Raw genomic sequence first — 12,142 nt, 5'->3', positions numbered from 1 at the left:
CCGTTCATCGCGTCTTCTTGCTTCATAGCGCGCGCAATAAGCATGGCTTTAGTTGCATCATCTTGAACTTCAGGTCCAGTAAAACGCATAAAGTTTACGTGCACCTTATTGAATTTCGTGCCGTCGCTTTTCTTTTCTTTAATTTGCGCAACGATAGGTTCGAACTGGAAGCAGTGAGGGCACCAAAATGAGAAGTACTCAGTAATAACAGGCTTATCTGTGGCTTCTTTATCAAGCACAGTATAGTGGGTACCTTCTTTCCATTTAGACGCTGGCTCCTGAGCGCATGCTGTTAGTGGCAAAAGCATTGCCATGACAAACATTACTGCAAACTTTTTCATGGAATATAATCCTATGTTCAAAAAACTATTATCGATACTGAGATTATCACAGGCTTGTTCGCTTAACTAGGACCTGTTCTACTTCAATGCCTTACTACGCGACAAGCTCACTAAAAAACGCGATTCAAGGTTTAGGTAAATGCAGTATTTTATGTACGCATGATGAACAGAGTCTGAATCATCAGGCCCTAACAGAAACTCAAAGAAAAAGGGCTATAACCATGTATAGCCCTTTATTGTTTGTTGATTTCACGTTGAGTTTTGCCTTTAAGCAACGCTCAACAGAAGGTTCATTAACGTTACATCACTTACATGCTGTAGTTAACTGAAAGTAGAGCGCGACGCTCTTGGCCTGCATAACCTACAATGTCTTCATAATCAGTATCAAATACATTGTCGACCTTCAACGAGACCTGCCACTGCTTATCTATCTGATAGCCTAAATTAACGGTTGCAAGCGTATAGGCTGACAGCGCCAGAGTCTGAGACGGTTCAGGGAAAGGAGGGAAGAAGGTGTCGTAATGACTCCCTGTGTAAGCTAGCTTGGTGTAAAAGCTGAATTTCTCCGTTCCAAAGTCAGTGTTGTAGGTTAATGAGCCTTGGTGACGGGCACGACGCAGTTCAGTGGTTGTTATACCATTATCGGTTTGTTCCGCATCTAGATAACTATACGCTGCGGTAAAATCACCATAGCCACTGTCCCAGTTAAGTTCTAGATCAATACCTTCTCGCGAGCTTTCACCGTCGATATTATCTGCACTATATGCACCCAAATCTGACACAAATACGAAGCCATTGATTTCATCTTCAAGGTCGGTAGTGTATGCGCTGATTTGTGCAGACAGTGATTTCCAGTTTGCCTTAACGCCTATTTCCCATTCTTCACTGGTTTCTGGTTCTAAGTTTGGGTTGCCGATGAAGCTTGCAGGGAAGTAGCCAAAGCGCTCAGTGAAGGTGGGTGTTTTAACAGCTTTACCATAGCTGGTAAAAACAGCGTAGTAATCGTTAAGTTGCCATGTGAGGCCGCCGCGATAACTTACGGCATTGTCGAACTCACTGTTGTTGTCGAATCGTGCGCTTAGTGTTGCGGTTAGCGACTCGGTTAGCTGGCCATTTGTCTCGGCAAATACGCTATAAGTATTGTCGTGCTGCTTCTGGTTCGGATCGCCAAATGCAATTGGGCCGCGCTGGGTAAAAAGGCGCTGTAGGTATTCAACACCGCCAGCAAAATCCCAGTTATCCATGGTATAGAAACCTGTCCAGTTTAACTCTATGCGCTCACCAGTGGTACCGCCAGTGTCTGCACCTGACTCGGTGTTATCGTTATCGTCTTTGCGATAATGCGCACTTAGCGCTGAGCGATAACCTGTATTTTCCGGAGCAAATTCCCATCTTAATTTCGCGCTAATTTGTGAACCATCCGTCACGTTATCTGAGTCAGCAGGAAGGCCTGTCGTCACAAAATCAGTGCCGTCGTAATCGTTCTCGTACTGAACCGTGCGAAGGTTAGCTATTAACGTATGCTCCGACGTTGCGGCATAATTAATATTAATGCCAGCGGTCATGTTGTCGTAGCCATCATCTTCGTTACCAACACGAGATACGTTGTCACCGTCGGTACGTATGTAGCTGGCGTATGCAGAAATACCTACGTTATCGCTTTGCGAGCGCGCGTTCATGCTGCCCTGCAACGTACCTTGTGTGCCAACGCCAGCAGAGAAGTCTACGTGTGACGCATTATCGGCAAACTGGCCTGATTTCGTAGTAATGCTCAATACACCACCGATAGCGCCGCTGCCCCATCTTGCGCTCTGCGGGCCTCGAAGAAGTTCTATGCGCACCACGTTTGCGCTAGTTAAGTGAGCAAGGTCAACCAGACTTCCTTGGCCTACGTCGTTGGCAACAACGCCATCAATTAAAACAAGTAGATGGTTGGTTTCACCGCCGCGCACGCGCAGCTCTGTTAAGCCACCAGGACTGCCTGACTGAGACAAGCTAACGCCAGGTAGACCGCGAATTAGATCGGTAAGTTGAAGTGCGCCCGAAGCTTTAATGTCGCTTTCAGTTAGCACCGATACTGAACCAGGAAGTTTGGTTAACGAAATAGGCAAACGCGTGCCTGTTACTGTTAAAGTTTCAATATCTTGGTCAGAAGTTTGAGCAAAGGCAGGTGTGCTTAAGCACGAAATAACTGCAGCGCTAAGGGCTGCTTTAGTAAAATGTGTACGCATGGTTTTTATGTTGTCTTTGATGCGCTCCACCCGAGCACATGATTAGGGAAAGTGCACGCATTGCTTAATTATGGATGTGAGCAAGCAAACGACACCATGAAGTACAGGCCGGTATCCGGGCTTACTCACCATTACTAAAAATGTAATAGCTCTTTTGCCTTCCCATCTAATGGCGTTTAATACGTAACGCATAAAAGACAGTGGCGTATGAAAAGAAAACGACAACGCGTTGAGTTTACCGTTGCGGGGGCAGCATCAGTTTTTCACTGATTTCCCGTTTAACCCTTGTCGCCGTAGTTAATATGGAGCTAGACAAGAGCACCTACACACTGTCGATTATATCTAAGTTAAAAAGTGATAGCGAATACGGTTTCTTATACCTTACGCTTTTTCGTAACCGCCATAAGATTATCGACAACGGTCATCGAAAAAGCGTTTTTTCAGCAGTAAAGGGGCTGGCTCAATATCCTAATTTCAGTGGAGGCTCTTGAAGGGCCGATAGCTGTTCTTTCAGAGCAAGTATTTGGCCTTCCCAGTATTTGTCTTCAGCAAACCAAGGAAATGCCCGCGGAAAAGCAGGGTCTTCCCAGCGTCGTGAAAGCCATGCCATGTAATGCACCATTCGCATAGCGCGCAGGGGCTCAATAAGTGGCAACTGTGCAGTGTCAAACGGGTGAAACTCCTCGTATGCTTCAACCAAAGTATCGAGCTGCAATAGTTGTTGTTGGCGGTCGCCGCTTAGCATCATCCACAAATCTTGGATAGCAGGGCCCATGCGGCAATCATCTAAATCAACGAAGGTAGGGCCATCGCGCCACAGTATATTGCCTGGGTGGCAGTCACCGTGAAGCCGAATACTTGATGTTGGCTTATACGCTTTTTTCGTGGCATCAATAACGGGGTTAAGTATGGCAAAAAATGCTGTCTTTAGATGCTCTGGCAGCAGTGTGCTTTGCATAAGCACCTGCTTCGGTTCATCGAGGTAACTTTCAATATCAATCGAGGGACGATGTGCAAACCCTTTAGCATGGGCCACGCGGTGAATACGACCAATGAAACGCCCCATCCATTCGAGTTGATCAAGGTTGTCATTTTCGAATTGTCTACCGCCCACCGAAGGAAATAACGCAAATCGATAGTCAGTTTCCGCCACGGTGTGGTGATGCAGCGTGCTGCCATTGAGAGAAATGGGCGCAGCCAATGGAATTTCGTTATCGATTAGCTCTGCAGCAAACGCGTGTTCTTCAAGAATTTGAGCGTCGGTCCATCGACCTGGGCGATAGAATTTTGCTACATAGCGCTGACCGTCTTCAGCCAAAAACTGATAGACGCGGTTTTCATAACTATTTAGTGCTAGCAAACCGCTTTGAAGAAAAATGCCCTGACTTTCCAGGGCATCTAATATGGTGTCTGGGCTAAGCCCAGAGAATGAAAAATCTGTCATCGATAAAGGAACTTAGTTGGCTCATCAACGGTAACCGTTTCCCCATCAATAGTGGTGGTTACACTGATAAAAATATCGGTAACCGTATCTTCCAGATTATAGGCGTCAGTTGCAACTGAAATTGGCGTGCTATACACCGCACCGCCTTCAACTGTTACAGTTTGCTCACCAATGTACTTGTAGTCAGGCAAACCTTTTACAGCAATAGAGTAGGTTTGGGTTTGCTGAGTTTTGTTAAGTACTTTTATTGTATAAACGTTCTCAATTAGCCCTTCATTCGTTTCGCGGTATAGCGAGTTTCTGTCGCGGATAATGTCAACTTCGGTGGGGCTGCGCATCCAAATATTGGCAAACAGCAAGCCTATCATCACCACTAAAACTACAAAGTAACCAATTAACTTTGGACGTAAAATATGAGTCTTACCGCCAGCTAGTTCTTCTTCAGAGGTAAAGCTTATCAGGCCTTTAGGATAACCCATTTTATCCATAACACCGTTACACGCATCAACACAGGCGCCGCAGTTGATGCATTCGTATTGTAAGCCATTTCGAATATCGATACCGGTTGGGCATACCTGAACACACAGGTTGCAGTCTATACAGTCGCCTAACCCTTTTTCCTTTACTTGCTCGTGACTAAGTTTGCGTGATCGCGGGCCGCGTTGCTCTCCACGCTTTGCATCGTACGATACAGTAAACGTGTCTTTGTCGAACATAGCAGACTGAAAACGCGCATACGGGCAAATGTGCGTGCACATGATTTCGCGCATGTAGCCAGCGTTTCCGTACGTACAGACGGCAAAGAAAATAACTGATAAACCTGCCCAGAAGCTGGTGTTAAATGTTACAAAATCGATAAACAGTTCATCAATTGGCGTAAAGTAGCCAACGAAGGTTAAAGCCGTTAACAGCGCTACCAATACCCAAGCGGTGTGCTTAGCTGTTTTACGCAAAAATTTATCTGCATCCATTTTGCGTGCATCTAGCGCTATACGCTTGTTGCGCGGGCCTTCGAATTTCTCTTCGAACCACGTATAAATGTATACCCACGTTGTTTGAGGACACATAAATCCACACCACACTCGACCAGCGAAAGTGGTGACGAAGAACAGCGCAAAGGCGGAAACAATAAATATATAGGCCAGTAAAGTGAGATCTTGAGGCCATAAGGTTAGAGAGAATATAGTAAATCGCTGCTCACCAATATCGAGTAGCACGGCTTGATGCCCGTTGTACTGAATCCATGGAATGATGGCAAAGAGGCCCAAAAAGAAAAGGCCAAACATGCGTCTAAACGTCTCCAGAGGGCCTTGTACAGCCCGCACATAAATACGGCTACGAGAGTCGTGGCGTTTACCCTCAGGTCCACCTTTGGGTTTATGTACTTTTACCGGTGTAACGGTCTTTACCGGTATTTGTTCATTCATAGCTTAACCTTATGTGACGTAACGAACTGCCTGTGCAGTATAACTGCGTTCAAAACGTCATATTTAATGTAGATCAATAATGCGGCGTATGGTGTATCTTTTTAAAGTTTCAGTCAATACTGAAACTTCAGAACGTAAGTCGTTTTTTGTTTTGATTTCCTCAGTCTATGTAACTTTGTAAATAGTTAAATACAGCTACGTGAATAATGAGGATTAATATAACGGCCAGATGCCATTTGATGCCCAACATCGACGATTAGGCTTTACCTACTATACATGAGTATAGTTTGCTGTATTTACAGGTAAACCGATATGACCCTATTATCGTCGATAATAATGTGGTCAATTACCGTTTGAATCGTGTACAGTGAGCATTGTGAAAATGTAAATTGGCAAAGTGTAGTTGAGCACATAGTGAGAAAGGTGCTAAAAAATTGGCGCTATTTGTAGTAAACGTCTGTCAAAGTTAGCTGAGAAGTCATGTTAAGGTTCTTTATCATCGCTGCTGAAATTATTGTTTTGGTAATTGTGCTGCGGTCTCCTTTTGTTCAGTATCTCTTTGAAGATATCCAGAACTCGCTTTCTGAATGGCTAGTTTCAATTGCCACCTTACCGGAGCGAGAAGAACTGCGTAGTTTACAAGATAAAATTAATATCCAGCTGAGTCCCTTAAAGCCTTACCAGCAAACATATGTTCAGCAAATCACCGCTGATAGCGCAAGCGTTAAACGTTTTTATCACACCTATTGTGAAAAGGACGATATAAACCCCAACTTTACGGGAACTAAACGCGTTCAACTATGCCTAATCATTAAACAGTCGTCAGTTATGCAAGTAGCAAAGCGAGACTAGCCAATTTTAACAAGGCTGGTTAAATATAAAGCTGATATAAAAGCCGACAATTGCTGCATGCTAAGCTTTCTCTAAATGTCTTGCTAACTCATAGTTTAAACGACTGAATTTAGGAGCATAAAAGTGAATAAATTACGTACTTTTTCTTGTTTAAGCTGCGCCACAGCGGTGGGACTCCTTACCGTTTTTGCTCCCACTCAAGCCGCTGAGGTGAAGATAACGTGGGAAGAACCTGAGTCTTATAGCGATGTAAGACCAACCAATGAATCTCGTAAACGGTTCCGCGAACGAACGCTACAAGAGCTTGAAGAACACATTGTAGATTTGGCCAGTGATTTACCTGAGTCGCAAGTGCTGTCAATGACAGTAACAAATGTTGATTTAGCTGGCCAAGTTTGGCCAAGCCAGTTTGTCGGCTTCGGTAACGGTGCCGGTAGCGACGTCCGTATCATTAAGCGCGTTGATATTCCTAGAATGACATTCAGCTACTCGTTGGCTAATGCCGACGGTCAGGTCATTTTAAGTGGTGAAGATGTGAAACTTAAAGATATGGATTTTATGGAGTCGAATATTCGTCGCAATCGCACGGAATCGCTTTCTTATGAAAAAGCGATGCTTAACGATTGGTTTTCAGATACGTTTTCAACCCAAGTAGCAGCGAACGACTAATAGTTTCGTTCAAATCATAATAAAAAAGGTCACATATAGTGACCTTTTTTGCGTTCATAGCCCATATTTCACGGGCTATAGCAGAATAAGCTGCCTACAGATAATCAAACTCATTACCTGATATTGCAAGGGTGCTTCCAGGGCCAGCTTTATAAGCGGCTTTGTGCGCATCGCGACGTACTAATATACGTTCCATGTAGAAGTCACGTGTCTTCATCTTAGACGCTGCAAGTACTGCATTACCTGATGCCTGCGCTTTGTCGGCCATGCTGTACCACAGTACACCAATCAATGAATAGGCGCTGTATGCCAAGTAATCACAAGCAGCAGCTGCAGCGGTGGTGGCATCCATACCTAAGCAATCGGCTGAAGATGCACGCCAGTCATCAAGAATTCCTTGAGCCAGACCCTTCGCCTCACTGTCTTGAATGTCGCTGACCAAAGCGTTAAACGCATTATAGGTCGCTTCCATCATTTGACCGCCATCTCGGGTAAGCTTACGACCAATAAGGTCTAGCGCCTGAATACCGTTGGTGCCTTCATATAACATAGCAATGCGCACGTCGCGCATAAGTTGTTCCATACCCCATTCACGAATAAAGCCGTGACCACCAAATACTTGTACACCTAGGCTGGTGGTCTCAAGGCCCATATCCGTCATAAAAGCTTTGCAGATTGGCGTTAAAAACTGAAGTATCTTGTCGGCATCTTCTTTTTCTTGACCTTCACCAAGCTTCTCAACGTCCATAAACTTGGCATAGAAAAGTGAAAGTGCACGACAGCCTTCAATCAGTGATTTCTGCGTAAGTAACATACGCGCTACGTCAGGTTGAAAGACGATCGGGTCTGCTTTGCCTTCTGGATTTTGAATTCCCTGAGGTGCGCGAGACTGAACGCGTTCGCGGGCATAGGTCAGCGCGCCTTGGTAAGAGGCTTCTGCCGCCCCTAAACCTTGCAGACCTACTTGGAAGCGTGCATCGTTCATCATGGTGAACATACATGCTAGGCCTTGGTTTTCTTCACCTACAAGGTAACCCGTTGCACCGTCAAAATTCATCACGCAAGTCGGGCTCGCTTTGATCCCCATTTTGTGTTCGATGCTTCCCACTGACAAGCTGTTCGTCTCGCCAGGCTCATTGCTGGCATCTGGAAGGAACTTGGGCACTAAGAATAAGCTGATGCCTTTAACGCCTTTGGGAGCATCAGGCAGACGAGCTAGAACAAGGTGAATAACGTTCGAGCTCCAATCGTGATCGCCTGCGGTAATAAAAATCTTATTACCGGTGACTTTATAGCTGCCGTCGCCTTGTGGCTCAGCTTTGGTACTAAGCAAGCTCAAATCTGTTCCTGCGTGAGGTTCGGTCAGGTTCATGGTACCTGTCCACTCACCGCTGATTAGCTTAGCAAGGTAGATATCTTTTAATTCTTTACTGGCGTGCTTAGTAACCGCAAGTGTTGCGCTCTCAGTAAGCATGGTGGTTAAACGCCAGCTTAAGTTCGCCGCGTTTAGCATTTCGTGAACAGGCACAGCCATGGTGTACGGCAAGTCTTGCCCGTCGTACTCGGCAGTACCTAGCATTGCATTCCAGCCGTTAGCAACATATTCCTGATAGGCATCAGCGAAGCCTTTAGGCGTGGTAATGCTGCCGTCTTTTAGCGTACAGCCTTCTTCATCGCCTTCACGGTTAAGAGGGGCAACCACATCCAAAGCAAACTTTGCACCCTGTGCAATAATTTCGTTGGCAAGCTCGCTATCAAAGTCGCTGATACCGAGCTTTTCGTAGTGAGCATCAAGTCCAAGCCAGTCTTTTAACAAGAACTGAAAATCAGTCGTAGGGGCGTGGTACAGAGGCATGGATGACTCCTTTTTCAAACAAGTGTTTTAATTTTGTCTATTATAGTCACAAAAAGCGTAGTCCGAATAGTCCGTTAAAGGAAAGTTAATAATAAATTTGGATGATGTGGGTAATGATCTATGCGGACTGACATGAGAGAAACACATAGGTTTTCCAAGACTCATGGACTTTAAATGTGCAGCAAAGGTCACACAGGCTCTGGTGATTATGTCTGACGCATTGATGTTAATATAGAAAAGTGAACTCAAGTGGTAGGCTCGCTTGCAATTCAAATTCTCACTGGCATGCTTAGCTTACATTGAAATAACCCGTTCACATACGCACAAGCAACACGGTACATAAAAACATGAATTCAGAAAGCGCGAAGAAAAACCTTAAACATAGCAGTGATGATGCGCAGATCCCGGTTTGCATTGTAACGGGGGGAAGCTTGGGTATCGGTTTTGCGGTATGCAAGCTGTTTAGTCAAAACGGTTATCAAGTCATTAATTTAGATATCAGAGACTTTGAGCAAGCGTTACCTAATGCTATCTGGAAGCCGTGTGATGTAAGTGTTGTGCGTAATATTGAAGCCGCGGTGAATGAGGTTATTAGTTCTTATCAACGCATAGACGCATTGGTGTGTAATGCCGGTATACATGTTTCAGCAACCATTGAAGACACTGATGAAGCGCTGCTTGATAAGGTACTAAACTTGAACGTAAAAGGGGCGTATGGCGCGATTAAATCTTGCCTGCCAACCATGAAAGAGCAGGGCAGCGGCGCGATTGTGGTGATGGGCTCAGATCAGTCCTTTATCGGAAAGCGCAATTCGTTTGCCTACGGGGTCAGCAAAGGTGCGTTGGCGTCTATGGCGAAAACCACTGCGCTTGACTACGCACCCTATAACATCCGCGTTAACGCGGTATGCCCGGGTACCATCGAAACGCCTCTATTTCATAACGCCATTGATAATTATGTGGCACGTTCTGGGGCAGATAAAAATGAAGTGGTAGCTGAAGAAGCCGCTGCACAACCTATTGGACGTTTGGGCCAGCCCGAAGACGTAGCTGAATTGACTTATTTCCTATGCAGCAACAAAGCGTCGTTCATCACGGGTAGCTTGTATGCGGTGGATGGGGGCTACACAGCACAATAGAAAGAGCTGAATAGATAGGGCTGAACAGAAAAGCAACGCGAAATGCCTTATCAGCAATAGCATAAACCAAGGTTTTATAAACAAAGATGAGCAAGCCTTCAATCACTTGGATAGACCCTCATATCCACTTCTTTGCCTTAAACGAAGGGCACTATGATTGGATGAAACCAGCCAATGCCCCTTTCTGGTCAGATAAAAAAGCGATTGCAAAAAATACTACAGAGCACATGCTCTATCGCGCGTCGTTAGGGCAGTTAGGCGGTTTTGTTCACATTGAAGCGGGTTACGATAACGAAAGGCCCTGGCGTGAAATTGCGTTCTTGGAGCGTCATTGTACGCTGCCATTCCGTTCAATTGGGTGTATCGATTTAACAGAGAATAGTGTTGGCAGTCATATCGATAAGCTAAAGCGGTACCACTCAATACGTGGGCTTCGTCACATATTAGATGACGATGCTAAAGTACTTTTACGCACCCCTAAAGTTAAATGGGGGCTTCATCACATGGCGTCGCAAGGCTTGTCTTTCGATGCGCAGTTAAATCTTGCAGATAGCAATGCTGTGCATGCGCTGCTAACGGTGCTAGAACAAACACCCTTGCTAAAAGTGGCTGTAAACCATGCCGCAATAGCGCCGATTGATGTAAATAGCTTTGCGTTTAAAACATGGCGGCAGAATATTCGCGACTTGAATGAAACGCAGCAAGTTGTGTTTAAGTTCTCAGGATTAGAAATGCAAGATCGCCGTTGGCTGTGGCAGCGTGCGTCTTATATTTTTGAATCCTTGCTGGACACCGTTGGCACAGATCACATGATGTTTGCCAGCAACTTCCCGCTGTGTCAGTGGCGAATGCCGTATGCGGCGCTTTGGCATGGGTTCATTGATATGACAACGCCGCTTTCTGTAACTCAAAAAGCGGCGCTGCTGTACGAAAATGCGAAGCGATGGTACGACATCGCATGAAGCTAGCGTACTTAAGCTGCTGAACTAGCCTAGGGTTTATTGCCTTCAATAAACCCGTTGGATTTCAGCTTTATTTAAGCGCAGTTACCGTCATGTGCGGCGAGCGATAAACCACCTCATCGTTTAGATCGATACCAATTCCCGGTGTGTCAGGCGCTTCAATGAAGCCGTTTACTGGCTGAGGATCTTGAATGCAAAGTTCACGGTTCCAATCTTTAATAGCGTAGGTATGGTGCTCGTGAATTAAGAAGTTTGGAATGGCCGTTTCTAGATGCAGGCTTGCCGCTGTCGCTACAGGGCCTCCGCAAACGTGAGCCTGAATACGTACATCGTAAATGTCGGCATAGTCACACACCTTTTTCGCTTCGGTGAAACCGCCACAAAGGCCAACGTCAGGTTGAAGTACATCAATAGATTGATCTTCAAGGTAAGGGCGTACATCCCAGCGATGGTACAGGCGCTCACCGCCCGCAATAGGCACGTTCACGTTCTTCGCTACTTTATCGTGAAGCTTTGAGTTAAGGTAATTCACTGGCTCTTCGTAATATAGACAGCCAATTTCTTCAACGATGTCACCCAGCTGGATAGCCGTTGATGCACCTAATAAGCTGTGACATTCAAAGATGATGTCGCCATCTTCGCCCATTGTGTCTCTAATCGCCTGAAGGCGGGCTTTGAACAGTTTAAGCTCGGGCTTAGTGAACAGCTTGGTTCTGTCGAAGTGGGTGTTGCCGTCTTTATCGTAAACGATGGGGTCAACTTTAACCGCATCGTAACCATCTTTAAGTGCTTTTTCAGTGGCGCGAGCATAGTCAGCAGGGTCGTTAAGCTTGGTCACTTCTTTGTCCCAATCAAACTGAAGCTGGCTGGCGTAGCTACGAAGCTTGCCATTGGTCTTGCCGCCAAGTAATTCGTACACAGGCAAACCAAGTGCTTTGCCTTTAATATCCCAAAGTGCAGTATCAATGGCGCTCATCGCTGCATAAATTACAGGGCCGCCGCCTAATCCCCAGAAACCTTCGCGCAGCATTCTGGACCAGAGCAGTTCCGTGTGGAAAGGGTTAAAGCCAATTAGCATGGCTTCAGCGATTTCTTTAATCATGTGAGCTGCAGCGCTGTGGCCCCAGTCATAAGCAAGCCCTGCTTCACCTACTCCAGTAATGCCTTCATCGGTGTAAACGCGCACGAAAACAGGGTTCCATTGAGGGCGCTTAGGGCATTC

10 protein-coding genes and 1 riboswitch are annotated in these 12,142 nt (G+C 45.7%); of the genes, 4 read left to right on the top strand and 6 right to left on the bottom strand.

Features of this window, described 5'->3' with window-relative positions; genetic code table 11:
- The 4 genes from QVA83_RS13180 to ccoG all read right to left on the bottom strand — a co-directional run.
- The coding region (locus tag QVA83_RS13180; RefSeq protein ID WP_287498539.1) for a thioredoxin domain-containing protein at window positions 1-341 on the bottom strand (341 nt) is incomplete at its 3' end.
- A 308-nt stretch (window positions 342-649) separates the two neighbouring features.
- Window positions 650-2,572 (bottom strand): TonB-dependent receptor plug domain-containing protein, encoded by a 1,923-nt coding sequence (locus tag QVA83_RS13175; protein ID WP_216600737.1) that lies wholly within the window; start codon window positions 2,570-2,572, stop codon window positions 650-652.
- A gap of 89 nt (window positions 2,573-2,661) precedes the next feature.
- Window positions 2,662-2,913, bottom strand: a riboswitch (cobalamin riboswitch).
- A 119-nt stretch (window positions 2,914-3,032) separates the two neighbouring features.
- A complete protein-coding gene (locus tag QVA83_RS13170) occupies window positions 3,033-4,016 on the bottom strand; it encodes a serine/threonine protein kinase (protein WP_014975670.1) in 984 nt (327 codons plus the stop codon).
- The gene (gene ccoG, locus QVA83_RS13165; protein WP_156077887.1) at window positions 4,013-5,443 is read right to left on the bottom strand and encodes a cytochrome c oxidase accessory protein CcoG; all 1,431 of its coding nucleotides are present in this window, start codon (window positions 5,441-5,443) and stop codon (window positions 4,013-4,015) included. Before ccoG ends, QVA83_RS13170 begins: the two co-directional genes overlap by 4 nt.
- A 480-nt stretch (window positions 5,444-5,923) precedes the next feature.
- Between ccoG and QVA83_RS13160 the strand changes: the two genes are divergently transcribed.
- Together QVA83_RS13160 and QVA83_RS13155 are read left to right on the top strand one after the other, a co-directional pair.
- Window positions 5,924-6,295 (top strand): hypothetical protein, encoded by a 372-nt coding sequence (locus QVA83_RS13160; protein ID WP_014948251.1) that lies wholly within the window; start codon window positions 5,924-5,926, stop codon window positions 6,293-6,295.
- 123 nt (window positions 6,296-6,418) lie between these two features.
- A complete protein-coding gene (locus QVA83_RS13155; RefSeq protein WP_014948252.1) occupies window positions 6,419-6,964 on the top strand; it encodes a DUF3016 domain-containing protein in 546 nt (181 codons plus the stop codon).
- A 94-nt stretch (window positions 6,965-7,058) separates the two neighbouring features.
- On the opposite strand, the gene QVA83_RS13150 is transcribed toward QVA83_RS13155, so the two are convergent.
- The gene (locus QVA83_RS13150; protein WP_287498538.1) at window positions 7,059-8,819 is read right to left on the bottom strand and encodes an acyl-CoA dehydrogenase family protein; all 1,761 of its coding nucleotides are present in this window, start codon (window positions 8,817-8,819) and stop codon (window positions 7,059-7,061) included.
- A 347-nt stretch (window positions 8,820-9,166) separates the two neighbouring features.
- Between QVA83_RS13150 and QVA83_RS13145 the strand changes: the two genes are divergently transcribed.
- Together QVA83_RS13145 and QVA83_RS13140 are read left to right on the top strand one after the other, a co-directional pair.
- Complete coding sequence (locus QVA83_RS13145; RefSeq protein WP_069943748.1) at window positions 9,167-9,958, top strand: SDR family NAD(P)-dependent oxidoreductase; 792 nt, start codon at window positions 9,167-9,169, stop codon at window positions 9,956-9,958.
- Between the two features lie 86 nt (window positions 9,959-10,044).
- A complete protein-coding gene (locus tag QVA83_RS13140) occupies window positions 10,045-10,920 on the top strand; it encodes an amidohydrolase family protein (protein WP_156077888.1) in 876 nt (291 codons plus the stop codon).
- A 70-nt stretch (window positions 10,921-10,990) separates the two neighbouring features.
- Here the strand turns inward: QVA83_RS13140 and QVA83_RS13135 are convergent.
- A partial coding sequence (locus tag QVA83_RS13135; RefSeq protein WP_287498537.1) for a mandelate racemase/muconate lactonizing enzyme family protein occupies window positions 10,991-12,142 on the bottom strand: 1,152 nt, incomplete at its 5' end.

The sequence above is a fragment of the Alteromonas sp. AO-Serp genome, from assembly GCF_017849675.1.
GTDB classification, from domain to species: domain Bacteria; phylum Pseudomonadota; class Gammaproteobacteria; order Enterobacterales; family Alteromonadaceae; genus Alteromonas; species Alteromonas macleodii.
This window is presented reverse-complemented; position numbering and strand designations above follow the sequence as displayed.

Coding starts and splice junctions, on each gene's coding strand:
- QVA83_RS13170 (WP_014975670.1), bottom strand. CDS start 4,016: ATGACAGATTTTTCATTCTCTGGGCTTAGCCCAGACACCATATTAGAT.
- QVA83_RS13175 (WP_216600737.1), bottom strand. CDS start 2,572: ATGCGTACACATTTTACTAAAGCAGCCCTTAGCGCTGCAGTTATTTCG.
- QVA83_RS13140 (WP_156077888.1), top strand. CDS start 10,045: ATGAGCAAGCCTTCAATCACTTGGATAGACCCTCATATCCACTTCTTT.
- QVA83_RS13145 (WP_069943748.1), top strand. CDS start 9,167: ATGAATTCAGAAAGCGCGAAGAAAAACCTTAAACATAGCAGTGATGAT.
- QVA83_RS13150 (WP_287498538.1), bottom strand. CDS start 8,819: ATGCCTCTGTACCACGCCCCTACGACTGATTTTCAGTTCTTGTTAAAA.
- ccoG (WP_156077887.1), bottom strand. CDS start 5,443: ATGAATGAACAAATACCGGTAAAGACCGTTACACCGGTAAAAGTACAT.
- QVA83_RS13160 (WP_014948251.1), top strand. CDS start 5,924: ATGTTAAGGTTCTTTATCATCGCTGCTGAAATTATTGTTTTGGTAATT.